Below are 25,267 nucleotides of genomic sequence, written 5' to 3' on the forward strand. Positions count from 1 at the left end.
TCGCCCACGAGATCCCAAGCGATCCCGGTTATTCCCACATCCCTATATCTTTTTCATACTTCATGGTTGGTTACAGAACCGCAGGTCAGTTTGCCCACCGGACCACCACTCACGATCCCCAATTGATACCAGTCGCCCTGCTGATCCTGAGCCCGAAGGGGCCCGCCACTGTCCCCTTTGCAGGAATCCGGCCCATATTCCAACGAATTCCCGTCCGAATCACGGATCACTTCCGGTGGCAGAGTACATATCTTGGTCCGATTCAAGGGGCTTTCCAGAATCAAGTTCAGTTCGTTCCCCAATTCCAGTCGCTTAAAGCATTCATCCATCGGCACAAAAGCTAAATCCGTTTTCAGCAATCGGTCAGACATCCCGCTACCGTCTGTTTGGGTGGAGCCCCATCCTGAAACCTGGGTATTTTCAGGCCGCGCACTTTCTGACCACTGTCGGCCTAGCAGTAAATCCAGTTCATCTGCTTTCTGGCTATCAGCCAAGCGCACCGTAGGAATCGTCGCCGCAATTTCCCGACCGACCCGCAACAGCGCTACATCGTGGTTCAGCGCAGTGCTGATCACATCCACCGTCTCAGTGCCGTCAGGTTGCGTCACAATTTTAACCACAGGGTTGGGTGTATACTCCGGATGCACCACCACATGCGACACCGTATACAAGCTTGCCGGATCTTCTATCGGGGCGTAGGTTGAACCGGCCATCACATTCAATGCGCTGGGTGGCACGACCTGAAACACGCCGCTTTCGGATTCAAACACGACGCAATGGGCAGCTGTCAGCACCCAATGACGGTCAATCACAGTCGCACCGCACAGGTGGCTTAACTGATCCGGTGCAAATCGAAGGGAAGCCATCCAGCCAAAATCTTCACCAGATAAAACCGGCTCACCGCCCACAACATACCCGGTTACCGGCTCCGCAATCGCCTTTCCGGCAGGGGATAACGTACTCGCTACGAGAACGGCAGCACAGACACTCTTTTTCAGCATGATAAAACTCCTGACTCAACGAGCACGAACTGAACCAGGGACCGTGATAGTACCTGCTGTTCGGAAATTTCACTTAAAGTCAGGACGTTAGCAGCATTCCCTCAAGCCCGGAACCGTCACAGAAATGGAATGCGAGTGGACCCGATGTTTGGTCGAAAAACACTGAAATAAAGCCGTCACTAGAGGTGAGATGGGTAGTAAAAAGCCGGCCAGGAATTCCCCCTGGCCGGCTCAATCTTATCATTGCAAGCTTATTACAGCCGCCGACTAGCTTTGAGGCGTTGGGAGTTGGCTACAAGAGATTTGATCATAGTCAATATCAACATATAGTCCGCCAAGATCTGCGGCCAGAGTTGGATAGAAGCCTGCATTGCTGGCATCTTCAACCCGGTCAAGATCAATGGTGTACACTGACAGGCCCAGCATATCAATCTCTTCAGGCAAACAACTATCAGCATTACCGCTATCACCGCTTTCAAAACACAATTCACCGGTAATATTGATCCGACCGCACGTTTCCCCTTCAATCTTAATCCCAAGGTTCTCCAACTCGCCTTCCGGGTCTATCACCGCCGGAACTTTTTCCTGTGCAGTGTTGGTCATTGCCGACGCAATCGCATCCATCCGATAGTACCCAGGTTCAACAGTACCCATCTGTGAAGCAACCCGCGCACCTGTAATGGTGAAAACCTTTGTATTCCCCTCTGCGAGATCTTTGAGATCCTCTTCATTACACCCGGCCAAAGCCAAAACAGATAAAAGATAAACAGCCTTCTTCATCATCATTCCTTGGTTACTTTGTTATTGATATAAGGCACAATAGATTGTAGAGCTTTCTTATCTCGATACCAGACTTCCCTCCTAAATCTAGCACTTTTTTGCCTACACCATCCCAAAAAGGAACAATTTCTGTACTGAATATCGTCACTCAAGCCGGGGATTTTAGGGGGCACAAGCGGTTTTCTTTTTTTCTCAAAAAATACTGGCATAATATCGCCACATTAAATCTACGGACAATTCCTTATGACGATTGAAAATATTGTGCAAGAACGTGCTGGTCACCAATGTGAACTGTGTTCATCCGATGCGGATCTAAGCATGTATGAAGTACCAGCATCACCAGATGCTACAGCTGCAAGCTGTGTCCTGGTTTGCGGAACTTGCCGTGGACAGATTGAAGATGCCGACACCATGGATCAAAACCACTGGCGCTGCCTGAACGAAAGCATGTGGAGCCAGGTGCCCGCTGTTCAGGTCATGGCTTACCGCATGCTGAAACGCCTGTCGGGTGAAACCTGGGCGCAGGATTTGCTGGACATGCTGTACATGGAAGAAGACATGATTGAATGGGCCGAGAAAGGCATTGCCCTGGAAGCCTTGGATTCAGTGCAGACCTTGGATGTCAACGGCACACCATTGCAAGCAGGTGATAACGTCACCATCATCAAAGATCTACCGGTGAAAGGTTCAAGTCTGGTGATCAAACAAGGCACTGCTGTCCGTGGTATTCGCCTGACCGATAACCCACTGCACATTTCAGGCAAAGCTGCCGGGACTAACATGGTGATTATTGCTGCGTACTGTAAAAAGATGTAACGCACAACACCCTTTCAGATGACAGAAGGCGCTTTCGGCGCCTTCTGTCATTTTATCGCTCACCCGGCAGCAGGAACTTCATCGCAATCCGGAAATGCCGGAATCAACCGGCGAATCGTGGCTTCATCCAAGTGCGCGTCAGCACTTTGGATAAATGCCTCAAGGTCCAACGACTTTGCCATCAGGGTCAAATCAATGGCCGTATTTGGCCGCGGTCCAAAATCACACAGACTTTTCATGCCAAGTCGTTGATAAAAGCGTTTATGTTTTTTACTCGAGCCGCAGACAATCGCCGTTCGTCCAAATCGTTCATCCAACATATAAATGCAACAAAAGAGGGCTAATGGCGCGAGCGAAGCCAAGCCCCGTACATCCGGTAACACAGCGAGGCGCCCCATTTCGACAATGGTGTCATATTCCTGCTCCAGGCGAGAAAACTCTGGCTCAAACCCGCCTTTACACGGGACCTGTACCCAACCTCGCGGACGGTGCAGCACACTGGCCCGGACGGTCGCGACCGGCTTCCCACGCTCTTTGAGTAAAAAGGTGAAGTTGTTCGGCGCCGCATCAAACGGATCGGTAAACAAGCCAGTCGTGCAGACCGGGTTATATCCGACCGTGGTATAGGCTTGATAACGAATGTTATACGCCGTGATTTTCTCTTCTTCAGTTACACAAAGCTGGGTTGTCAGGTTATCAAGTTCCATACATCTACACATCTAGCGACGACTTCAATTATCCAAGGCCTCTAATACTCATCACAGTAAGTAAGTGTTCAGGTATAGCGCAGAAATTCTAACGCAGTTATCGAGCGTTTTAACCCGCGAGGATGACCCCTTATCTACTACGATTGGTATAACCTGCCTCGGGAACCATAAATACCCTCCTACCCTACGCCGAACCACAAGTGCAATTAAGCAATTTGTTGTCGATTTGATTAATTTTGCGCATTTATTCAATCAGGTTCACATATCTTTGACAGCTTCGCTGCCGCCAATGGAATTTTTCTGCACAATATACTCCTAACACCTTGTTTTATTATGGCTTATTGACCACAAGAGCTGGCATTGAATCCGTAGGATGAAGGGATATGGAACTACACACGACGTTAAGCAAGATTTTTCCGCCTTCGCAACTCTCACAAGAGCCGGAGACGCTGCATGAATACAGTCTGGCCCTGAATGGCAGTCTTTGTACCCCGGCAGCGATTGTCTGGCCGGAGCACGAGTCGGAACTGCTCGCACTCGTGCAAGCGGCGAATCAACATGGGCTCACCCTACACCCGGTCGCACAAGGCAAGAACTGGGGCTATGGCACAGCGCAGGGAACGCAGCCGAATCAAATCATTGTCAACCTCAGCCGCTTATCCCGAGTTCTCGAAATCAATGACACGCAGGCCTACGTTCGAATCCAGCCCGGGATCACCCAGTCGCAGCTCTATCATGCCCTGCAAGAAGCAAGCAGTGAGTTACAGCTGGATATTACTGCCGCCGGCCTGCACACCAGCATGGTCGGAAATATCCTCGAGCGCGGGTTCGGCCATACCGACTACGCCGATCGTTTTGGTCATGTGCAATCCATGCGAGTGCTGTTGCCGACCGGTGAGATCATTACTACCGGCATGGGAATGTTTGAACACAGTGTGGCCAGCCACCTCTATCCCTATGGTACAGGGCCAATTCTTCAGGGATTGTTCAGCCAATCGAACCTTGGGATCGTCCTCGAGATGACGCTGGCGCTGCAACCGAAGCCAGCTTATCAGGCTACCGTCATTGTGATCTGCCCTCAAGAAGACGATGCGCCCAAAATGGTGGCCACCATCGGCAAACTCAAACTGGAGGGCGTGGTGACCAGCGGTGTGCATACCGTGAGCATGACCCGGGCGATGGGAGAGCAGGCACGCAAAGCACCTGGCGCCTGGGTACTGACCACCTCCCTGGCCGGACCGAAAAAAATCGTCAAGGCCCGGTACCAATACTTTAAGCAAACCTTAAAACAACAGATCCCCGGCGCAAAAATTCTCCTGCTCGACAATTTTCGCTGGCGACTGCTCGATCAGCTCAATCAGTATCTGAAATCGCCGCTGATTGACGGCCTCAAACTGGTGCTGGACCTCAAGCAAGGGGTACCGTCCGATGCCGCGATCCAGACTCTGCTGGACCACCCCACTGCCAGTTCTGCCATGAAAACCTCAGAATTTCCGGCCTGTTTTCGGTGGATCTGTGCAGTAAGCAGCCATTCCCGCGAGGATATTGCCAACATGCTCAGTATCTGCCGTCGCCTGTTCCGTGAATACGGTTATGAAGAGCGTTACAGCATGACCAATGTTAACGAACGGGCAGTGGTCCTGATCGCCAACATTCGCTTTGGCAAAACCGAACCCGAAATCGAAAAGGCAAACCGCTTCCACCACGCCATCGACAATGCGCTGCTCGCTGCCGGCTATTGCCCGTATCGCAGTGGTTCAGGGCTGTTTGACACCATTAAGCCCTTTGTGAACAAAGAACACCTGGCCCTGCTCGCTAAACTCAAACAGAGCCTGGATCCCAACCATATTCTGTCACCCGGCAAGTACTGGTTAGAGTACCCTGCCACCAAACCAACACCTGAAACATTGGCTGAGGCTGCCACTGAACCGCCTTCACAGCCGGTCGCCTAAGATAAAAACCTCCCCGCCGAGGCGGGGAGCTGCGTTATTGATCCGACCACACAGCCAGCTCATTGCCGCTGGGCTCCAGAAACTGAAAACGGCGTCCCCCCGGAAACGAGAAGATCGGCTTCACCATCGTACCGCCAGCAGCTTCTACCTTGGCCTGCGTTGCTTCAAGCTCAGCACTGTAGAGCACTATCAAGGCAGCTCCGTTCTGGGTCGAAGACTTCAAATCCGCCCGAAAAAAACCACCATCCACGCCCTGGTCTGAAAATGCGGTGTAATCCTCACCATAATCGGTAAATTCCCAGCCAAACGCTTGGTGAAAAAACTGCTTGGTTGCTTCCAGATCCACCGCCGGAAACTCGATATAGTTGATTTTGTCCTGATTTATCTGGCTCATCTTTATCTCCCTGACTGTGCCATGCCACCTTTATGTCAACGTGCCGCTATTGAACCATAGTCCTGTTCAACCGTAGACCACTGCGATGCAAACTTCCGCCCCCAGCCCGATAATTACACTTTTCACATTGCCCCTTGGTTAAAAACGTGGTTAGAATACAGCAACTTCTGGCACGAATATTTGTGTGTCCAGTCATTCTGAACAATCATTTTAGGTAAGTTAGTCGGGGAGCCATAGGCTGAGACCACTTCGGTGGGACCCGTTGAACCTGATCCATTTAATAATGGCGTAGGGAACTAGCAACCGTGTCTTCAGCCCCCTGCCCGATCCGTGCAGGCCTCTCTCAGACACCTGCTACCCTGCGCAACACCGTTAGGGGTAGTTATGGCCGTTCAATCAAAAACACCAATTACATTAACCATTGCCGGCTCAGACAGTGGCGGCGGCGCCGGGATCCAGGCCGATATCAAAGCTATTTCAGCCACCGGTGGGTATGCCTGCTCCGTCATTTCCGCCCTGACGGCGCAGAATACCCAAGGGGTCACGGGGATTTTCAACATCTCCCCAGAATTTGTTGCCGAACAGATGGACGCCGTTTTCAGCGATCTCGATGTCAAAGCCGTCAAAATCGGCATGCTCAGCGACAGCGCCATCATCCGCACCGTAGCGGCGAAACTGCGCCAATATCAACCGCCATTTCTAGTCATCGATCCGGTCATGGTCGCAACCAGTGGTGATCTGCTCCTGCAACAGGAAGCCATTGAGACCCTAAAATCTGAATTACTGCCGCTGGCTGATGTAATCACGCCAAACCTGCCGGAGGCAGCGGCCTTACTGGATGCAGAGATCCCGCACAATGAAGACGACATGGCCCAGCTGGTTGAAGCGTTGCGCGGCCTGGGCGCAACATCCGTGCTGCTCAAAGGCGGTCACCTGTCGCAAACGCGTGAAAGCACCGACTTGCTGATCCTGAGCGATCAGGTGCTCCGCTTCAGCCACCCGCGGATTGACACCCATAACACCCACGGTACTGGCTGCACCTTGTCCGCAGCAATCGCTTCTTTCCTTGCTCAGGGCTTGACACTGATCGAAGCCGTCCGCCATGCCAAAACCTACATTACCGAAGCCATCCGCCATGCCGATCAACTCCGGATTGGAGCCGGCCATGGCCCGGTGCACCATTTCTTTGACGGACATTTCCAGCCGGAGCGTTCATGATGTTGTCGCCAGCCGCAAGAACGCAATCACCCCCAGTACGCGTAAGCCTGAATCAGGCCTCGCTCCGCTACCGGGACGCAGACCATGACTTATTCGTTGATTTGAACCTGACCTTACCCGCCGGCCAGTGGACCTGCTTGCTAGGCAAAAGCGGTTGCGGCAAAACCACCCTGCTGCGGCATCTGGCAGGGCTGACCGATGATGTGATCTGGCAGGGCGAGCTGCTGACTTCCGATCAGCAGCTCCTGGATAACCGGGTTGCCTATATGGCGCAACAGGATCTGCTGCTGCCCTGGCTGTCAGTGCTCGATAATGTCTGTCTCAGCCAGCGGCTGGGGAGTAGTTCATCGCAGCCAAACACGACCAGAGCCATGGCACTGCTGGAAGCGGTTGGCCTGGCAGAGCAACACGCGGCACGACCGGATCAACTCTCCGGCGGGATGCGACAACGGGTTGCCCTGGCCCGTACCCTGATGCAGGACAAACCGCTGGTGCTGATGGATGAGCCTTTTTCCGCCCTTGATGCGGTCACTCGCCATAAGCTACAAAACCTGGCTGCTGAGTTACTCGCCGATCGCACCGTGCTGTTGATCACCCATGATCCGCAAGAAGCGCTGCGCCTGGGCCACCAGATCTACCTCATGTCCGGCCGACCGGCGCAGTTAACCCATCTGGATGCCCCACCATCGAATCCCCCCCGGCAGTTTGACGCCCAGATGGCAGCCCACCAGCAATCAATTATCGACCAACTGGAGCGTGATTATGGCTGATACTCATCCGCAGGTAACGCATCCGCAAGAAACACGGGGGGCACCAACATCGCTTCAGGCAGCACCGCTGGCGAAAACATCCAGCCCTCAAACCGGGATCTCCCAACACCTGCTGCGGGCACTAATCAGCTTTGGGATCATCCTCGGCCTGTGGCAAGCAGCGGTCATTGTCTTTTCGCTTCCCCCCTTCATCCTCCCGGGGCCGGTTGCGGTGCTCAACAAGCTCATGGCCCGGTTTGATGTACTCTGGCACCACACCCTGGTCACGAGTACCGAGGTCCTGCTCGGCCTGTTGCTTGGGCTGGCAATGGGGCTGTTCTTTGCTTTGCAAATGTTGCTATTTGCCCCGTTGCGTCGCTGGCTGCTACCAATTCTAATCACCAGCCAGGCGATCCCGGTCTTTGCCATCGCACCGATCCTGATGCTGTGGCTTGGCTACGGCATCGCTTCCAAAGTGGTGATGGCCGCGCTGATCATTTTCTTTCCCGTCACCACCTGTTGCTACGACGGCCTTCGGCAAACACCAACCGGATACCTGGATCTGGCCCGCACCATGGGCGCTACCCGCTGGCAATTGCTGTGGCAGATCCGCCTGCCTGCGGCCCTTCCAGCGCTGGCCTCCGGTATTCGGGTCGCCGTGGTGGTCGCACCGATTGGTGCCGTCATCGGTGAATGGGTCGGCTCGAGTGAAGGGCTGGGCTATCTGATGCTACAGGCCAATGCACGAATGTTTGTCGATGAGATGTTTGCCGCCCTGTTCATCCTGGCATTTTTCTCAATCAGTTTTTACTTCATTGCTGACGGTCTGCTGAAAAAAGCGATTCCGTGGCAAAACCAATAACACCGATTTCACACAACAGGAACTTGTTATGAAAAAGCAATTACTCCAGGGCGTTGCCGCACTCTCTTTATCGCTGGCATCATTCCAGGCTTCCGCCGAAAAGGTCTCTCTGATGCTCGACTGGTTTGTCAATCCGAACCACGGCCCGATTATTCTGGCCCAGGAAAAAGGCTGGTTTGCCGAGCAGGGACTAGAGGTCGATATCCAGGAGCCGGCCGATCCCAGCATTCCTGACAAGCTGGTCGCCGCCGGTAAGATTGACCTGGCCGTTTCTTATCAAAGCACTTTGATCTCCAGCACCGCCGCCGAACTGCCGCTGGTGCGCTCTGCCACCCTGATTTCGGGCCCGCTGAATTCGCTGATTGTGCTGAATAAGTCCGGGATTCAAAGCCTGAAGGATTTTAAAGACAAAAAGATTGGTGTCGCGATCGGCGGCAGCGAAGATGCCACCATCGGCACCATGCTGGCCTCTGCCGGTCTCGACATGGATAAAGTCCAGATCATTAACGTCGGCTGGGCACTATCCTCGTCGCTGGCATCAGGCAAAGTCGACGCCATCTGGGGCGGCCTGCGTAACTTCGAGCTTAATCAGCTCGAGCTGGAAGGTTATGAAGCCACGGCGTTCTACCCGGAGGAGCACGGCGTACCGCCCTACGACGAGCTGATTTTTGTAGCCAACAAACACAAATACGATCCGGAGACCATTGAGAAGTTTAACAAGGCGATTGAAAAGGCAACCGTCTACCTGATTAACCACCCGGAAGCAGCCTGGCAGGAGTTTATCGCCTATTCACCGGATACCCTCAACAACGCTCTCAACCGTCGTGCCTGGGAAGATACCCTGACTCGCTTCGCCCTGCGCCCGGGCGCTGTAGAGCTCAAGCGCTACGACGACTACGCGGCATTCATGAAGCAGCACAAGATTATCCATACGCTGCCCAAAGCCAAAGATTACGTCCTGACTTACTAATTCCCGTTGCATTGAATAAAAGGAAGAATCCATGAATCATCAAGACCTGATCAACGCCTGCCAGCAAGACTGGCAGGATTATACCGAGCACCCATTTGTGCAACAGCTGGCCAACGGTGAGCTGAACAAGCACGCCTACCTGCACTACCTGAAACAAGACTTTCTGTTTCTCAAGCACTACGCGCGGGCGTTTGCCCTGGCGATTTTCAAGTCCCGGACGTTAGCAGAAATGCGTGAGCCGCTACCGAGCCTGACAGCCTTGCTGGATACGGAAATGCTCCACCATGTTGAGTACTGCGGCAAATGGGGCCTGACCGAATCCGATATGGAAGCCGAGCCGGAAGATTTCGGCACAGTGAGTTACACCCGGTATGTACTAGATACCGGGATGGCCGGTGATCGGGTTGATCTGTTCGCCGCACTGGCACCTTGTGCGATCGGCTACGCCGTGATTGGCCAGCAGCTGCTCAATCAGGACAGCACCCGCTTAGATGGTAACCCATACCGCAGCTGGATTGAGCTCTACAGTGGTGACGAATTCCAAGCGGGGACGCAGGAAACCATCGAGCGACTGGACAGCATGCTGGCCGAGATCCCGCTCAACAGCCAACGCGGACAAAGACTGTGTGAAATTTTCCGAACGGCAACCCGAATGGAAGTCGCATTCTGGCAACAAGGGATGAATGCCGCGCGTTAAGCCAAGTCAGCTCTGTTCTGTCGGGCTCCTGTGATCAGGAGCCTGATATCCATTGCCCGTCAATGACCTGCAACAGCACCTGCATCGCATACTGCCTGACCTTACCCAGGGGTAAACCAATGTTGCCCGCACCGTCAGCTCACGATGCAGGCAACCTCTCATAAGGGGTCAGACTCGAGTAAATGCTCATTGAACCCAAGGGCGACCAATGACTGAAATGCCTGTGAGACATGGGTCGGGATATCCTGAGGCACCGCATAGCCCAGCAATGCATAGTGCATCAGGCGTTGCAGATCTCCGACCATCACATTGATCACATCAGAATAGGAAAGCTGCTCGTTCGGATAATCATCAAAACTCAGCGGCGGCGAGGTCACCACTACGGACTTATCCGGCCAGAGACGCATCATGGTGGCATAGCTACGGCGTTCCATAAACGGTTTTTGCACCACAATCATCCGATCCGGATCCAACCCTTTTTCTTCCAGCAAAGCACGAGAGAACTGAATATTCTCGCCCGTATTGGTTGATTGCGGCTCGATGAGAATGCAATGCTCCGGCACACCCATGTCGGCCGCGATTTGAGCAAAAGCTTCGGCTTCTGAGCGCTCAAACAGATCTTCGGTCAACGGCCCGACACCACCGGAGAAGAGAATAAAGGGCGCATATCCTTCCAGGAACAACTGAGCCGCATATTCGGCAACTCGGATATCATTACTGCACAGCACCAACAAACAATCGCCTTTTTCCAGCGGGTGGTTGAGTAAATGGTAGTCCCATACAATCTGAGCTTGCGTGTGCACTGGCGTGGTCATTATCCATCCTTTTTCATGTCGAGGTCCTTTCTCCAGCTTGCCCCATTTGGATGAAACTCACATGACAGCATTGACGATAAACCTACTTTCCGCGGTGCCACCACTCAGGGACAACATGACAGCTTCCGGCAGCCGCACTGAGCCAGGCTTGCTCCCCTTCGATGGTCAGTTGAAGCTGCATCGTCCGCTCCACCATCGCTTCCAGCTCCGTCAGCGCAGCATCAGCGATAAATACGACGGAGACATTGTCAAATTGCGCTACCTTGCTTTTCATCTGCTGCCACCACACCGAGGCGGCTTGATCGCCGTAGGCATAAATGATCACTTGTTGCGAGCGATGCGACGCGCGGCGAACCCGCTTTTCATCCGGCAGCCCCAGTTCAATCCATTGCTCAATTTCATCCATGAGGTTACGGCGCCACAAATCCGGCTCATCGGTATCAGACAGGCCTTTGGTAAACTGCAACGCTTCGTCGGCGTTCAGTCCCCAGGCCAGCAAACGCAACATCAGCCGCTGAATCGTCTCAGACGGATGACACGCCAGTGTATGGGACTGGTCGATATAAACATGACGGTCCAGATCTGCAACATTGAACTGGGCTTTATAGATTGTGGCTTTCAGTGCCATAACGAATTACCTGAAAAAAATAATAAAATGTGCGACAGCATGGGCAGCGACTGAGTCACAACTTGTCCCGCACGATAGGTCCCGCAATTTATTCTGAACCGCGGAGTATCCGATGTGATAGTTCTCGGGTGAGCGTCCCAGAACGGTTATTTCATCACGTCCTGCCAAGCCAAAGTCTGAGCCACAATAGACTCTTTTTGCGCTTTGGTCAGGCGCTTAATTTGATATTCCAGCTGCATGGCCGTTCGCTTTTCCCCCACGGACGCAGCCCAGGCCAGGGTCAACGGCCCTTTCCCGCGCAGATATTTCGCCCCTTTCTTGGTTCCCTGATGTTCACTGAAACGGCGCGCCACATCTGTCGTCACACCGCAATACAACTGGCCCGTCGTGGTTCGGATCAAATAGACAGACCAGTTCGCGATCAGATTTCGTTCAGGTGCTGCACAAGGTCGGGGACTCTGATCTTCTTTCATTGCTTTCATGCTAAATAAAAAGCCCGCAAAACGGGCTTTGAAACCCAATCTCATCTGTAAACTGGGGCAGGAGGATTACACTAGGCGCTGGTCAGTAAATCCAGTTGCGCTTTCAGCTCAGCAATATCCTGTTTCATCGCTGCGACTTCCAGCTCAAGCTGCGCAACGCGGTCATCTGCCGGTGACCCGCTGCCGCCGACAGTCTGTTCAACCTGGGCCAGACTTTCAACATCAACGTCGCCGCTGAACAAATGCATATACCGTGAATCACGCTTGCCTGCTTCACGCGGCAGTTTGACAATATACCCGCCCCGCTCCGGATCAGAGAGCTTGGCCAGAACAGCTTCGACTTCTTTTACGTCTGCAAACTCGCACAGGCGGTTGGTCCGGGTGCGAATTTCCCCCGCCGTTTGCGGCCCACGCAACAGCAACACACAAATCGCTGCTTTTTCCTGTGGCGAAAACTGCAGGGTGCTGAACTCAGTGTTACAGAATCGGTGCTGGTACTTGGCAACACGACTTCCGAAGCCGGTGACTTCCTGAATAAAGCGCTTAACTTTCAGACTTTCAACCGTATCCATGACCGTCGCCTCATCCAGCGCCATTACCGGATCCCGGTTGCTCTTTTGGTTACAAGCCGTGGTAAGTCCATTGAGGGTAAGCGGATATTGATCCGGTGTTGTGACTTCCTTCTCCAGCAAACAACCGATCACGCGTGCTTCAGTGGGTGAAAAGCAAATATCCATGGTTCTTCTTCCTTCTGATACCAATACTGATTCCAGTCTCGGCTTAAGCAACCCAGAGTGGGATCAGCACTGATTAAAAAGGAGATTAGCATGCCTTTCGCGAACAACAAGTGCTCAATGAATCAACCGGTTATAAAACAGACGATCCATCACAATGCCGTGCGCCAGCCTCACTCAGGTAAACTCTGCCGCGACAAAGCGGTTTCTTCCCTGCGCCTTAGCCTTGTAAAGTACTTTATCAACAATCTGATACATATTTTCCGGGGTTTCCAGCCCGGTCGGCACCCAGGCCACCATCCCCTGGCTCACGGTCACCAATTCAGCTGTCGTTGATTTCGTATGAGGGATTTCCAGTAGCCGAACACTCTGCTTCAGGCGTTCGCACTCTTTGACGGCCCGTGTTTTATCACAATGGCTGATCAGCACCACAAACTCTTCTCCGCCATAACGCGCCACCAGCTCACCGGCGCGGCTGAATGTGGTTTTCAGCTCCGCGGCAATACTTTGCAGGCAGCGATCCCCTTCGAGGTGTCCGTAATAATCATTGAATGCTTTGAAGTGATCCACATCGATCATAATGATAGACATCGAGAGGTTATTGCGGCCGTGCCAGGAGATCATTTCTGCCAGTTTTTGATCCAGAAAGCGTCGATTGGCTACTTTGGTCAGGCCATCTTCATTGACCAGTTGAGACAGCCGCTCATTCACCACTTCCAGTTGCTGATGCGTTTCTTTGAGCTCATGCCGCATCGTCGCAATACGCCGCATTGCCTTTAACTTCGCCACCAACACCATTTTATTCACGGGCTTCACCAAATAGTCATCGCCCCCCATATCAATCGCTGTCGCGATCATTTCCGGCTCATCGTGCCCGCTGAGGAATATAATGGGCACCCAATCCGGGTAGCGTTCACGAATTTGTTGCGCTACCTCAGTACCAGACATGTCCGGCATGCTAACGTCCAATAACACCAAATCAGGATCAAACTCTGGGTATTTTTCAATGGCTTCACAACCAGAGGCTGCAGCTTCAACGATATGACCGAGGCGTTGCAGGCGCATTGCCAACTGCATCCTTTCCAGGTGCACATCATCAACCAACAAAATACGCATTGCATCCATGGAAGCATCCTATTGATATAAAAAGATTATACTGATTATATTTATAGCACAGCCCGGCAAATTACCCAGCGATTCCCCCGCCATCGACTTATACACTTGATTGAACGTGACCCAGTTTGCATTTTTTTCGCATGACAGAACACGATACGAACAACCCATTGCTATATTTTTCTGAGTCAATCCAAGTCCTCGATTCAGAATTTGCAGTGTTGACTTTTAGCAACAGGTCTATAGGATGCCCCCTCTTTAAAACGATTCACAATGCAGGAAATAGCTATGTCTGACATTGAAAACAAAGAAGAACAGATCATTGATGAAACCAAACTGACACTTGACGATTGCTCGCCAGAGCTGCGTCAAGTTGTTGCGTTTGAAAAAGTGCCTGAAGAGCTACTGGACATGCTAGTGAACGTGTACAAAGCCTCTGAATCAATTTCACGTGAAGCCTGGGATCAACTACCAGCCAGTGCTCAAAATGTTCTGGACAATTTCGAGCAGTTCCACGCCCTGATCGCGCTGAGCCAAAGCTACTCGGGCATTGACTTCCTGGGTGAAATGGAAGAAACCGGCAAACCAGACGACATGAGTGACGAAGAGTTCACGGACTATAAAGCCGTGATGCTGGATAAAGTGCTGCACAACTGTGTCAAAGACATGTGCAAGCAGCTGAAAAAAGCACGTCGTAACCCGCCGATGAAGCGCGAGTTCCTGGCCATCTTTGAAAAATAATGGCTTCAAGAAGGGAAGCTTTGCTTCCCTTTTGGCACCCCACGCCGCTCATCCTCATCTTTCTTCTCCCATTCGCGCTGCCTTTGCTGCCAGACCCAGTTTTTTCTGGCTGCACAGCGGGCCGGCATTGGCCCAAACGCTAATTGAACAATGTTAAAATAAGTTCTTGAGCTGCTCTGTTGACAAGCTTTACAATGGCTTAATATCTACTTATCAGCACATTGTTCATGTCTTTATCACTTTTCAGGCACGGTAGACGTGTCGCCGTCACTCTCGGCACCCTGGTCTTTTCAGGCTGTGCAGTTTATGCAGGCTTCAATTATGACCAGTTATACGGGACACCCGAGCCGCAGCAACGTTTTGTCCCGCCTGCCACGCCGATGGCCCAGCGCTACCTCACCGAAGTCAAGCCAATCCTGGAAAACCGCTGCGTGGTTTGTCACGCCTGCTACGATGCCCCTTGCCAACTGAAGATGTCCTCTGCTGAAGGCATCGACCGCGGTGCTAGCAAAGACAAAGTGTATGAAGGAACCCGCCTATTGGCAGCCAATACCACGCGAATGTTCATCGATGCACAAACCACTGAACAATGGCGCGACAAAGGATTTACGCCGGTACTCAATGAGCGAACACAATCGCCGGAAGCCAACACCCAGGCCGGCGTGATGGCCAGAATGCTCCAGCTCAAACAGGCACATCCGTTGCCTGAAAAAACCGTGCTGGATGACACCCGCTGGGACTTCTCGCTCGATCGGGATCAGCAATGCCCGACCATTGAGGAAATGGCACAGTATGAACAAGATTATCCGCAATGGGGGATGCCTTACGGCCTGCCTCATATCGCGCCCCAAGAGCACGACACCCTGATGGAATGGCTGGCTGCCGGCGCGCCGATGGTCGGCGTCGAGCCCCCGAGTGCTGAGATCCAGGCACAAATTCGCTCGTGGGAGGGGTTCCTGAACGGCAACTCTCTCAAAGAACAATTAGTCAGCCGCTACCTCTACGAGCACTTGTTTGTCTCGCACCTCTACTTCGAGCAAGGTGACAATAAACCGGTCTTCTTCAAACTGGTTCGGTCCAGAACAGCCCCGGGGGAGCCGGTTGATGTTATCGCAACCCGCCGGCCCTTTGATGATCCGCAAACCGAACGGGTTTATTACCGTTTTGCTCTGGTTCGTGAAACTATTGTTGACAAAACCCATATGCCTTACGCGCTGAGCGATGCGAAAATGGCACGCTTTGAAGAGTTGTTCTTCGAGCCGGAATATAGCGTCAGTGTTCTGCCCGGTTATCAGCCGGAAGTGGCTGCCAACCCAATGCGCTCATTCAGTCAATTGCCGGCTAATGCGCGCTACCGCTTTATGATTGATAATGCCCAGAATACGATTCGTGGCTTTATCAAAGGTCCGGTCTGCCGCGGGCAACTGGCGCTGAATGTGATCAACGATCGCTTCTGGGTTTTTTTCGTCGATCCGGACATGGCAGATGTCCCCAGTGTAAACAAATTCTATGATGCCCAGGCTAAAAACCTCCGCATGCCAGCCGAGGATGAAAGCAACACCCTGCCGTTGACCAACTGGATCGCTTACTCCAAACAGCAGGGCCGCTTCCTGCGCGCGAAGAATGCCCTGCTCAATGACACATTCAAGCACGGAGAGCACTTAACTCCTGAGCTGATCTGGGATGGCGATGAGCACAATGAAAACGCGGTGCTGACAGTGTTTCGCCATTTTGACAGCGCGACGGTCACCAAAGGGCTGGTCGGCTCCCCACCGAAAACGGCATGGGTACTGGATTACTCATTACTGGAGCGGATCCATTACTTGCTGGTCGCCGGGTTCGATGTGTATGGCAACTTCGGTCACCAGTTGATCACCCGGATGTACATGGATTTCTTGCGCATGGAGGGAGAATCCAATTTCCTGTCCTTGCTGCCGGCCGAGGTACGTCGCCAGGAGCTGGCTGACTGGTATCAGGATGCCAATCAGCCGCTGGAGAAATTCCTGCAAGGGGATATCAATGAGTTTAGCCAGCCATCGGGGATCCGTTATAAAACAAAAGACCCGAAAGCCGAGCTTTACCAATTGCTCAAACAGCGGGTGAGCCCCGTCAGCAGCCAGCGTTATGCGCTCAATAACGCTCGACTCAGCCCACAGGCGATGAGCGCACTGCATCGCCTCGAACAACTACAAGGCCCTCAGGCAACCCTGTTCCCTGAGCTGACCTTCATCATGGTAGATCCCGCATCATCCGGTGCCACGCCTCAGCTGTTCACACTGGTTCGTAACAGCGCACACAAGAATATTTCCAGCCTGTTCGATGAAGAGTCCAACCGGGATTATCTGCAAGATGATGTCACCCTGGTCTACGGCCTGCTCGGCAGCTACCCGGGTGCCTTCTGGCACGTTAAGGAAGCGCAATTGCCTGCGCTGGTTGCACAGGCCAATGCCGTTCAGAACGAGCAGGAGTACCGTGCTTTGCTCGATCGCTTCGCCATTCGCCGAACCGACCCGGATTTCTGGGCTTTCAGCGATACCCTCAATGCGCTGTATCATCAGAACCATCCGATTGATGCCGGCCTGCTCGATTACAACCGGCTCCAGAACCGCTAACTTGCCCATCTACTCAGCCAATGCCTGCTGCGGCAGGCTTTGGCGGTTCGCCACTTTGTCTCTCACAAGTACCGTTCCGCGCGATGTCATACCGTCAGGCTTGCCCAATTTCAGCTCAGGCACGATTGGCAGGAGAGAAGAAATTGTAAAGATATGAAAACATACGCTTAATATCATGACGTAAGCGTTTGATTTTTGTAAAATACTGCCACTGGATACTTTAACCTGAGAGAATAGAGACCATGACAACGCCGACGCCTATCTGGGACAGTTTTGTCCGCGGTTACCACTGGCTACAGGCACTTTCTGTAGTTGGCTTATGGTATACCGGCACCGAAGGGTTGATGGACTGGCACTTTGCGATTGCATACCTGCTCCTGGCCCTGTTACTAACCCGGTTACTGTGGGGATTTATTGGCAGCGAAACCGCGCGCTTTCGCCACTTTGTTCACATGCCGGGCAAAGTACTCCACTACTTACGCTCCATGCATCATCGCGAATCCGAGCACCAGCCTGTCGTCGGCCACAACCCCGCCGGCGGTTACATGGTCATCACGTTTTTCCTGCTACTGACGATCCAGCTGACCACGGGGTTATTTGCCAATGACGACATTCTGTCCGAAGGTCCCTTCGCTCTGTATGTCTCAGCTGATACCAGCAGTTTCCTGACCCAGATCCACGCGTTGAACTTCAATCTGATCCTCACGGCTATCGGACTTCACCTGGGGGCCATCGCGCTGTACCAGCTCAAAAAAGAAAACCTGATCAAACCGATGATTCTGGGCACCAAGCCCCTGCCGGAAGCGCTGGCACCCAAAATTCGCAACGGCCTACTGGCCTGGGTGATTTTCGCCGCAGTTGGCGGACTGATCTATGTCTACTTCGCGCAAGACATTATTCCGTATTTGCTCTGAGCAACAGCCACAAAATACACCTTATACCAATCAAAGTAAGTGATCAGAAATAGCGCAGGAGAAATGTTTGAGAACAAGGCAGAATTTTTAGATAAGTAGTTATTCTACAATCAAAAATTCTAACGAAATTATCGAGCATTTTAACAAGCTAGGATGACCAGTTACTTACTGAGATTGGTATTATTAAAAAGGGTAAAGCCGCTCAGCTTTACCCTGATTCAACAACTGCCATCATCGCAATATTAGCGATACTTGTAATCGCTGTGGCAAGACTTACAGTTTTTCGCTGCAACCCCAAAAGCTTTCATCGTTGCCCGCTGATCACCTTCTGCAGAGACCTTGGCCAGGTTCGCCATATCGCCCTGGAACTTATTCAGCTTGGCAGTAAAGCCATCCCAGTCAGACCAGATCTCTGGACGGGCCTTGGTATCCCCTTTATCCGTCCCTTTCATTTGAAAGGCTTCCTCCGGCATCATCGTCAACTGCGAAATGAACAGCGCCCGCTTGCTGAACTGCGCCTGATCCCAGTCTTTTCGACCTTTCACCATCGCAGACATGTCACCAAAATTCGTTGCAATCATGGTGAAGGCCGACTGACGATAACGAATGGCATCTTCCGGCTTTTCAAACGGCATTGCTGAAGCACTGGTCGCTGCGAGTAACACACTTCCTAGTATGACTTTCTTCATCATTATTCTTCCATCTCTTTGTTTTTATGAGCACGAGAATCATACCAAGCCGCCACCATCAGTAAACAAACACGCCCTTAAACTTACAAACATTTACAATAATTCACTTAGGTGCATATGTCACTTCCACTGTTTTCGTTCCCGAGAAGTCTCTTCTTGACCAATCAGACAACCGCCGGTATCCAGATCCGAAAATATTAGTTACCCTAAAAAAGTGTGCCATTTCCCCTATCGAATTCAGAACTGGCGCCGCACACGATGACGATAAAAAAGATGAGGGCTGCACAGCAGATCCCGAACGGAAAACCGATTTTCAAGAGGATGCAATGTTAGGTACGTTGAGCAAAATGCAATCAACGCTGGGCGATGAGGTCGCATACACGCTGCCTGTCGGTGATGAGCGGCTGCCACTGAACCCGCTTATCGGAAAAGTGCTCAAGCTAAGTTACACCGGGAATATCTTCTGCGATGCCTGTGGCCGTAAAACCAGGAAGAGCTATTCCCAGGGCCATTGCTTCCCATGTATGAAGAAGCTGGCTCGCTGTGATATGTGTATCATGAAACCGGAAACCTGCCATTATGCTCAGGGAAGCTGCCGCGAACCGGAATGGGGCGATAGCCACTGTATGGTGCCGCACTATGTCTACCTGTCGAACACCTCCGGGCTGAAGGTCGGCATCACCCGCCATACCCAGTTGCCGACCCGCTGGATTGATCAGGGCGCCACTCAGGCGCTGCCGATCCTCAAGGTCAAAACCCGCCAGCTGTCCGGGTTGATTGAAGTCGCTCTGGCCGAGTTGGTTGCCGATAAAACCAACTGGCGCGCCATGCTCAAGGGCGATAACTGTGAACTTGATTTACAGGCCGAGGCCGAGCGTCTGATGCCGCATATCGAGACTCGAATCAATGAGCTGCTGGCACTATACGGTGAAGATGCCGTCGAGCGCCTCAATGAAGCTCTGGTGGAAATCCGCTACCCAGTGACGCAATATCCAACCAAAATCAGCTCGCATAACTTTGATAAAAACCCGGTGGTTGAAGGCACGTTGCTCGGAATTAAAGGCCAGTACCTGATTTTTGATACCGGCGTGATCAACATTCGAAAATTTACCAGCTATGAGGTGACAGTCGAAACACCGTAACCCGCCGCCAATAAACCATTCAGGCCGGGAACAACCCCGGCCTGAATGCTAAACATCACTTGCGCCAGGCAACAGCTTACGAGAAAGCCATTAGTTAGATTTCGGCTGTACAAACTTTCTTGATGCATCCACAGTGGCAACGTCCCGGATAAAATTCACGCCCAGTACAATCCCCTTGCCAGCCGTCAGGGCGAACTCAGTCAGCTCGTTCAACTCGCCCAACCGCGCTCGCACTTTCACCACCGCCTGCCGTTTTTGCTCACCGTTTTTTCGCTTGATCCAGCGCTCAACCGGCAGCTCAACGGACTTCCCACTGTTGTTAAACTTGATCCAGTCATGGCCATCCCGCTCAAACGATTGAATATTCGTTGCCCCCATGGTGGACAATTTGATCCCGGCGTCCACCCTGGCTCTGACGTACTGCTTGGTGGCATCCAGCCAGAGCCACTCTTCGGCTCCCAGGATCAACTTGCCATCCGGCGTCTCCGTTACCACGGGGGGCGGGGCGGGTTTCGGAGCCGGCTTGGGGGCTGGCTTCTCGGGCTGAGGCACTGGTTTGGCTGTTGGTTCAGCGGGTGGACGGGGCGTTGGCTGAGAAGGCGGAAGAACCACCGGCTCAACCACCACGGACTCCGCGGGCGTCTGCGGCGGCGTCACTTCAGACTCAGAAGCTGTCGTTTCAACAGCCTGCCGGGCACATCCGGCTAACATCAATGTCAAAAAACAAGCCGTCATTATCCTCATTCTATCAACCCTGAAAAATCGTCATAACACAATCATATGCTGAGAGATCCATCGCTCGCAAGTTTAAGCGCTGGCATAAGCGCGTTCAAACAGCTCGACTTTATGGCGCAGCCAGGCTTCATCGTACCAGCCAATGTTTTGGCTGTGCTTGGCATCCTGCCATACGCTGAGAAACCAACGCCGACACGCGAAACCATCTGCTGGTTTCATTTTTTGATGATAGCGCTCAATCAGTTTGAGATCCGGACGCACATCATCAAGTTGGCTTACATCAAACTCCCGGTGCTTGTAGCCGCAATCCAGCGGGTCAAGGAGCACAGCCACCCGGCCAGTATCCGGCTGGAACAGGACATTCCCAACATGACAATCATTATGGGTGAGGGAGGATTGTGTATTGATCGGGGCAAGGACTTCCGTGCGCCGTGCCCAGATCCGCGAAAATTGTGCTTTCAGGCGCGCTGAATAGGGAGAGCCGTCACTGAGAACATAGCGATAGACCGGCAACATCCAGGTCTCAAAAGCCCGGATCAAACAGGGATCATACTGATTCTCAGCCAGCTCAAACCCTTGCTGTTCACCATGTTCGTGTAACTCCAACAGCAGATCGGTGTAGTGCTCGCGAAACACTTCAACCAGTTTCGGATCATCCGGCAACGTATGCGCCGGCACACCGTCCAACCACTCGAAAACCAAGTAATCATGGCCGGATTCCCGACCAAAAAAAAGTACCGCCGGTATCCGGCACCCCATCACGTCGGTTAAACGCGATAGAGCACGAACCTCCTTGGCAAGCCGTCCAACCTCTTTGGAAAACTTCACCACCACTTTTCCTTTCGGAGAAGCCAGAAACACGACCGAGCCATAAAAAGACTCCTGAACATGACATAGTTCAGGTTGACAACCAAACAGGCACTGATAGGCAGACAGCGCGACCTGCTTGAGCTGTGGTCTCAACATAATCACTCCCATGTGATGCCCTCACGCTCAGGGCAAGCATCCCTTCCACACAAACATGCTTTAAAAGCATATGGTTATAATTATTCGTTACAAACAGACTGCTATATTTCATTCAGTGCTGCCAGACGTTCGAAACAAAATTATAATTTATGAGCTACAACTCGCAAAAATTTGTATCTATTTGAAAAATCAGCAAGATTCCACTGCAATACCCGTTGCTTCTGCCAACTCGGCTAATTGCGCTTCATTATCCAAACAAACAGACCAATTCACACCACTCCCTGATGCCGTGACGACGTTCGCACCACCAAGCAGTCGGATGTCATCGACCATCGCTTGCAACGTCACCCGGCCCTGCCCTTCAATACGGATCACCAGCTCACGTTGATTAGCAATGATTCGTCCTTGAGAAAACGTAGAATTCATTGTGCTGCGACCTCTCCCGATCTCTTTTTATGATTCAGTACCGCCATGGTCAGTCGGCTGGTACATACAAGCCGTCCACGTTCATCCACGATCTCGATTTGCCATACCTGTGTGGTTGCCCCCAGATGCACGGGCTTCGCCGTTCCTTTTACAATCCCACTGCGCACAGCCCGGATATGGTTTGCGTTGATGTCCAGCCCAACACAGTACTTTCCATCTGCAACACACATGTTCGCCGCCAGAGAGCCCAGTGTTTCTGCCAGTACGACGGAAGCCCCGCCATGTAACATCCCGAATGGCTGATGGGTTCGGGCATCGACGGGCATCACAGCACTGAGGCTTTCTTCATCATAATCACAGTATTCAATCGCCAGATGCTCAACCAGAGTGTGGGTTGAGGTCTGATTTAAGCTTTCCAGAGAGAACGGCTTTTTCCAAATTGACATCTTGATACCTACAATAAATGAATAACGCGTTGAATCCGCAACAGGTTACCACTCAGCCCGGCGAACCACTACCTGTCCTCCCTGGCAGATGAGTAAATCGGTCGCTATTTCTATACTTGAATGGAAGGAGCCGGAACATGAATCCACTAAACGCGATACGCAAAGCAACCCTGTTGGCCGCCACTATCGCCCTGGCTAGCTGCGTCAGCTCACCGACCGGCCGGCAGCAGGTCTTACTTTTTTCCAGCCAGGATATGTCTCAGCTGGGCGCTCGCTCTTTTGAAGAGATTAAACAACAAGAGACTATCAATCAGGAGCCAGCGACCAACCGCTACGTCCAATGCGTTACCAACAGCATCACTGCCAAGCTGGACTCCAGCCTGCCAGGGCAATGGGAAGTGGTGGTGTTTGACAGTGAGCAAGTCAATGCTTTTGCGCTGCCGGGCGGGAAAATTGGCGTTTATACCGGGTTGTTGAACGTGGCCAAAAACCAGGATCAATTAGCGACTGTGATAGGCCATGAAATTGGCCATGTCCTGGCTCAACACAGCAATGAACGCCTATCGCGGAGCCAACTGGCCAATGTCGGCTTACAATTGTCGAGTGTGGCATTCAGCGGCACCGAGTACCACGATCTCGCGATGGCCGGGCTAGGTCTTGGGGTCCAGTACGGTGTGTTAATGCCATACGGCAGAGCACAGGAGTCGGAATCAGACATCATTGGACTACACCTGATGGCCAAGGCTGGCTTTAACCCCAATGAAAGTATCAGTCTGTGGCAGAATATGGCGGCGGCTTCAGGTCGTGGACAGCCGCCGGAACTGCTGTCGACACACCCTTCTCATGCATCCCGGATTGCGGATCTAAAGGCAGAGATCAACAAACTCCCCAGTTTCAACGCCCCCCGCCCGAACTGTGAGCGCCCGGCGAGCTGACCGCAACACACAAAAAGCGCCATACAGGCGCTTTTTACCATTGGCATCAGATGCCTTACAATCCGCTGGCAGCTTAATTTCTCAACTCAAACCCCGGCGTGTACACTTCAACCCGGCGGTTTTTCGCCTGCCCTGCAGCCGTATCATTCGGGGCAATCGGCTCACTTTCCCCTTTGCCCATAACTACAATACGATCTTGGGTCAGCCCGAAGTGGCCTTTAAGGTACTGGGCAACAGCCGCCGCGCGTTCTTCCGACAGCTTGAGGTTATATGCATCGGTGCCTCGGGCATCGGTGTGACCAACGACATAGAGTTTCGAGTCCGGATATTCGGTCAAACGCGTTGCAATCGGCTTCATCAGGGCAATATCTTCCGGGGAGATCGATTTGCTGTCAAAAGCAAACGGTAGATTTACACTGATCGCCGGTACTTTGGTTACCGTCGGAGTTGGCTCTGGCATCGGTTCAGGTTCCGACATCGGTTCCGGTTCAATCACAGGCACCGGCGCCGCAGCTCCCCAATGATAAACCAGACTCACACCATAGAAATGAATGTCGGTTTCGCCAGGCGCGGTATCACCCAGCTGGTGATAATACTGATACTCTAACCGGGTCGATAAGCTGTCATTGAAGTAATATTCAGCCCCGATACCCGCCGTTGCAGCAACGCCTTTGTCATCCTTATCCAGAACACTATTATCGACATCAAAAATGAAACCACCGAGCTTACCGTATAGATCCACCACCGGAGATGCCGCCCAGGTAAATTTACCGACAAAATCCACGCCTTGTACTTCCACCCCGCCACTGCCGTTTTTAACATCAGCCTGGCCTAAATAAGTATATCCACCCTCGACGCTAAACCAGTCGTTTTGCTGGAAGCCGATAAATACACCACCGCCCCAATCATCCCGATCAAAGTTGCTTTCAGCACCATCCAGCGCCTTGTCGAAATTATCATAATTCGTGCCGCCAACTCGGGCACCGGCATACCATGGATGATCTGTTGCAGCATTCACCGCCCCCGAAACCAAGAGAACAAGGGGAAGGATTTTGAATTTTTTTGTCATATCTGGATATTCCTATTGAGTTATTTTTACACCACTACCTCTATTGGTTTAGAACGGAAACAACAGGTTGACAAGCAAACAACGGGAAAATATGTCCAAAAAAAGCCTTCTAACACATTGATCAGAAGGCTGATTCTCAATGTTAAGACAGATCTTAGGAAAGGAACAGCACCTTTCCATTATCTTGTTGTCAGGTGCTGTGAGGAAAAATTGGTACTTTTTTGTGCAACCTATCCAGAGAGCTTCCCTTCCGCGATCGCCTCCGCCGTTGCATCTTCGACCGCCATGAACAAATACTCCACCTCACCCTTGGGCGACGTCATCGGGTTCAGCGTGACATTCTGATACATATAGGGTGCCTGCTGGGTGATCGGCCTGACATTGCGACATTTGAACAAATAAGGCCGCTGACGCCAGATCACAAAACTACGGCACCCCAACTCAAACACCGGCTTGGATTTGCTTTTAAACCAGTATGCCGGGATCTCCGGGAACAGGCTGAACAGGTTTTGACCAATCGCTTCATGGGGTTGAATCCCGCTATGATGGGTCATAAAACCATTCCAGACATGCACGGTATACGTTTTATCCAGCACCACCAGGCCAATATCAACATGCTGAACCATGTCAACCATCCAGTGGAACTGTTCAAATTCTGCAGGGAGTGAATACAT

The 25,267-nt window shown here is 52.2% G+C and carries 27 protein-coding genes, 1 pseudogene and 1 riboswitch; of the genes and pseudogenes, 12 read left to right on the forward strand and 16 right to left on the reverse strand.

What is annotated here, in order from left to right; all coding sequences use genetic code 11:
• Positions 1–53: 53 nt before the first annotated feature.
• Both NNL38_RS16595 and NNL38_RS16600 read right to left on the reverse strand, forming a co-directional pair.
• Complete coding sequence (locus NNL38_RS16595) at positions 54–1,001, reverse strand: S1 family peptidase (RefSeq protein ID WP_255391542.1); 948 nt, start codon at positions 999–1,001, stop codon at positions 54–56.
• Positions 1,002–1,268: 267 nt separating this feature from the next.
• The gene (locus NNL38_RS16600; RefSeq protein ID WP_255391543.1) at positions 1,269–1,787 is read right to left on the reverse strand and encodes a hypothetical protein; all 519 of its coding nucleotides are present in this window, start codon (positions 1,785–1,787) and stop codon (positions 1,269–1,271) included.
• Positions 1,788–2,024: 237 nt separating this feature from the next.
• On the opposite strand from NNL38_RS16600, the gene NNL38_RS16605 reads away from it, so the two are divergent.
• The gene (locus tag NNL38_RS16605) at positions 2,025–2,597 is read left to right on the forward strand and encodes a PhnA domain-containing protein (RefSeq protein ID WP_255391544.1); all 573 of its coding nucleotides are present in this window, start codon (positions 2,025–2,027) and stop codon (positions 2,595–2,597) included.
• Between the two features lie 59 nt (positions 2,598–2,656).
• On the opposite strand, the gene NNL38_RS16610 is transcribed toward NNL38_RS16605, so the two are convergent.
• Entirely contained in the window at positions 2,657–3,304 is a 648-nt protein-coding gene (locus NNL38_RS16610; RefSeq protein ID WP_255391545.1) for an N-acyl amino acid synthase FeeM domain-containing protein, read from the reverse strand.
• A 383-nt stretch (positions 3,305–3,687) separates the two neighbouring features.
• Here NNL38_RS16610 and NNL38_RS16615 point away from each other — a divergent pair, with 383 nt between their 5' ends.
• Positions 3,688–5,256 (forward strand): FAD-binding oxidoreductase, encoded by a 1,569-nt coding sequence (locus NNL38_RS16615; RefSeq protein WP_255391546.1) that lies wholly within the window; start codon positions 3,688–3,690, stop codon positions 5,254–5,256.
• Positions 5,257–5,290: 34 nt separating this feature from the next.
• Here the strand turns inward: NNL38_RS16615 and NNL38_RS16620 are convergent, their stop codons facing one another.
• Positions 5,291–5,650, reverse strand: a complete 360-nt coding sequence (locus NNL38_RS16620; RefSeq protein WP_255391547.1) for a VOC family protein — start codon at positions 5,648–5,650, stop codon at positions 5,291–5,293.
• A 214-nt stretch (positions 5,651–5,864) separates the two neighbouring features.
• A riboswitch (TPP riboswitch) is annotated at positions 5,865–5,962 on the forward strand.
• Positions 5,963–6,034: 72 nt separating this feature from the next.
• On the opposite strand from NNL38_RS16620, the gene thiD reads away from it, so the two are divergent.
• From thiD to tenA, 5 genes and pseudogenes are all read left to right on the forward strand, one after another.
• The gene (gene thiD, locus NNL38_RS16625; protein WP_255391548.1) at positions 6,035–6,868 is read left to right on the forward strand and encodes a bifunctional hydroxymethylpyrimidine kinase/phosphomethylpyrimidine kinase; all 834 of its coding nucleotides are present in this window, start codon (positions 6,035–6,037) and stop codon (positions 6,866–6,868) included.
• Positions 6,868–7,638 carry an ABC transporter ATP-binding protein gene (locus tag NNL38_RS16630; RefSeq protein WP_439651420.1) on the forward strand — a complete coding sequence of 257 codons (771 nt, stop codon included), beginning with the start codon at positions 6,868–6,870 and terminating at the stop codon, positions 7,636–7,638. The genes thiD and NNL38_RS16630 overlap by 1 nt, the downstream gene beginning before the upstream one ends.
• 112 nt (positions 7,639–7,750) lie before the next feature.
• Positions 7,751–8,479 (forward strand): annotated as a pseudogene (locus tag NNL38_RS16635) (ABC transporter permease); the annotation flags it as partial.
• A gap of 28 nt (positions 8,480–8,507) precedes the next feature.
• Positions 8,508–9,449, forward strand: a complete 942-nt coding sequence (locus NNL38_RS16640; protein ID WP_255391551.1) for an ABC transporter substrate-binding protein — start codon at positions 8,508–8,510, stop codon at positions 9,447–9,449.
• Between the two features lie 31 nt (positions 9,450–9,480).
• Complete coding sequence (gene tenA / locus NNL38_RS16645) at positions 9,481–10,146, forward strand: thiaminase II (RefSeq protein WP_255391552.1); 666 nt, start codon at positions 9,481–9,483, stop codon at positions 10,144–10,146.
• Between the two features lie 158 nt (positions 10,147–10,304).
• Here tenA and NNL38_RS16650 read toward each other — a convergent pair whose 3' ends face one another.
• The 5 genes from NNL38_RS16650 to NNL38_RS16670 form a co-directional block, all read right to left on the reverse strand.
• A complete protein-coding gene (locus NNL38_RS16650; RefSeq protein ID WP_255391553.1) occupies positions 10,305–10,961 on the reverse strand; it encodes a YdcF family protein in 657 nt (218 codons plus the stop codon).
• Between the two features lie 82 nt (positions 10,962–11,043).
• Positions 11,044–11,589 (reverse strand): YaeQ family protein, encoded by a 546-nt coding sequence (locus NNL38_RS16655; protein ID WP_255391554.1) that lies wholly within the window; start codon positions 11,587–11,589, stop codon positions 11,044–11,046.
• 146 nt (positions 11,590–11,735) lie between these two features.
• On the reverse strand, positions 11,736–12,062 hold the full coding sequence (locus tag NNL38_RS16660) for a GIY-YIG nuclease family protein (protein WP_304414206.1): 327 nt from the start codon (positions 12,060–12,062) through the stop codon (positions 11,736–11,738).
• Positions 12,063–12,142: 80 nt separating this feature from the next.
• Positions 12,143–12,808 (reverse strand): YceH family protein, encoded by a 666-nt coding sequence (locus tag NNL38_RS16665; RefSeq protein WP_255391555.1) that lies wholly within the window; start codon positions 12,806–12,808, stop codon positions 12,143–12,145.
• Between the two features lie 174 nt (positions 12,809–12,982).
• Positions 12,983–13,930 (reverse strand): GGDEF domain-containing response regulator, encoded by a 948-nt coding sequence (locus NNL38_RS16670; RefSeq protein ID WP_255391556.1) that lies wholly within the window; start codon positions 13,928–13,930, stop codon positions 12,983–12,985.
• A gap of 276 nt (positions 13,931–14,206) precedes the next feature.
• Between NNL38_RS16670 and NNL38_RS16675 the strand changes: the two genes are divergently transcribed.
• The 3 genes from NNL38_RS16675 to NNL38_RS16685 all read left to right on the forward strand — a co-directional run bounded on the left by NNL38_RS16675 (position 14,207) and on the right by NNL38_RS16685 (position 18,185).
• Positions 14,207–14,659 (forward strand): DUF3069 domain-containing protein, encoded by a 453-nt coding sequence (locus NNL38_RS16675; protein WP_255391557.1) that lies wholly within the window; start codon positions 14,207–14,209, stop codon positions 14,657–14,659.
• Between the two features lie 227 nt (positions 14,660–14,886).
• A complete protein-coding gene (locus tag NNL38_RS16680; protein ID WP_255391558.1) occupies positions 14,887–17,271 on the forward strand; it encodes a fatty acid cis/trans isomerase in 2,385 nt (794 codons plus the stop codon).
• A gap of 242 nt (positions 17,272–17,513) precedes the next feature.
• Positions 17,514–18,185 carry a cytochrome b/b6 domain-containing protein gene (locus NNL38_RS16685; protein ID WP_255391559.1) on the forward strand — a complete coding sequence of 224 codons (672 nt, stop codon included), beginning with the start codon at positions 17,514–17,516 and terminating at the stop codon, positions 18,183–18,185.
• 242 nt (positions 18,186–18,427) lie between these two features.
• On the opposite strand, the gene NNL38_RS16690 is transcribed toward NNL38_RS16685, so the two are convergent.
• Positions 18,428–18,877: a c-type cytochrome gene (locus NNL38_RS16690; RefSeq protein ID WP_255391560.1), complete on the reverse strand. Its 450-nt coding sequence runs from the start codon at positions 18,875–18,877 to the stop codon at positions 18,428–18,430.
• A 323-nt stretch (positions 18,878–19,200) separates the two neighbouring features.
• Between NNL38_RS16690 and NNL38_RS16695 the strand changes: the two genes are divergently transcribed.
• Positions 19,201–20,016, forward strand: a complete 816-nt coding sequence (locus NNL38_RS16695; protein ID WP_255391561.1) for a DUF2797 domain-containing protein — start codon at positions 19,201–19,203, stop codon at positions 20,014–20,016.
• A gap of 90 nt (positions 20,017–20,106) precedes the next feature.
• On the opposite strand, the gene NNL38_RS16700 is transcribed toward NNL38_RS16695, so the two are convergent.
• The 4 genes from NNL38_RS16700 to NNL38_RS16715 form a co-directional block, all read right to left on the reverse strand.
• Complete coding sequence (locus NNL38_RS16700) at positions 20,107–20,727, reverse strand: putative ATP-dependent zinc protease (protein WP_304414213.1); 621 nt, start codon at positions 20,725–20,727, stop codon at positions 20,107–20,109.
• A 96-nt stretch (positions 20,728–20,823) separates the two neighbouring features.
• The gene (locus NNL38_RS16705) at positions 20,824–21,717 is read right to left on the reverse strand and encodes a phosphotransferase (RefSeq protein WP_255391562.1); all 894 of its coding nucleotides are present in this window, start codon (positions 21,715–21,717) and stop codon (positions 20,824–20,826) included.
• A gap of 189 nt (positions 21,718–21,906) precedes the next feature.
• Positions 21,907–22,143: a DUF3389 domain-containing protein gene (locus NNL38_RS16710; protein WP_255391563.1), complete on the reverse strand. Its 237-nt coding sequence runs from the start codon at positions 22,141–22,143 to the stop codon at positions 21,907–21,909.
• The gene (locus NNL38_RS16715) at positions 22,140–22,589 is read right to left on the reverse strand and encodes a hotdog fold thioesterase (protein ID WP_255391564.1); all 450 of its coding nucleotides are present in this window, start codon (positions 22,587–22,589) and stop codon (positions 22,140–22,142) included. Before NNL38_RS16715 ends, NNL38_RS16710 begins: the two co-directional genes overlap by 4 nt.
• 137 nt (positions 22,590–22,726) lie before the next feature.
• Here NNL38_RS16715 and NNL38_RS16720 point away from each other — a divergent pair, with 137 nt between their 5' ends.
• Positions 22,727–23,524 carry a M48 family metallopeptidase gene (locus tag NNL38_RS16720; RefSeq protein WP_255391565.1) on the forward strand — a complete coding sequence of 266 codons (798 nt, stop codon included), beginning with the start codon at positions 22,727–22,729 and terminating at the stop codon, positions 23,522–23,524.
• A 73-nt stretch (positions 23,525–23,597) separates the two neighbouring features.
• Here the strand turns inward: NNL38_RS16720 and NNL38_RS16725 are convergent, their stop codons facing one another.
• A complete protein-coding gene (locus tag NNL38_RS16725) occupies positions 23,598–24,593 on the reverse strand; it encodes an OmpA family protein (RefSeq protein WP_255391566.1) in 996 nt (331 codons plus the stop codon).
• Between the two features lie 230 nt (positions 24,594–24,823).
• Positions 24,824–25,267: a PAS domain-containing protein gene (locus NNL38_RS16730; RefSeq protein WP_255391567.1), complete on the reverse strand. Its 444-nt coding sequence runs from the start codon at positions 25,265–25,267 to the stop codon at positions 24,824–24,826.

It is taken from the genome of Photobacterium atrarenae, assembly GCF_024380015.1.
Classification (GTDB): Bacteria; Pseudomonadota; Gammaproteobacteria; order Enterobacterales; family Vibrionaceae; genus Photobacterium; species Photobacterium atrarenae.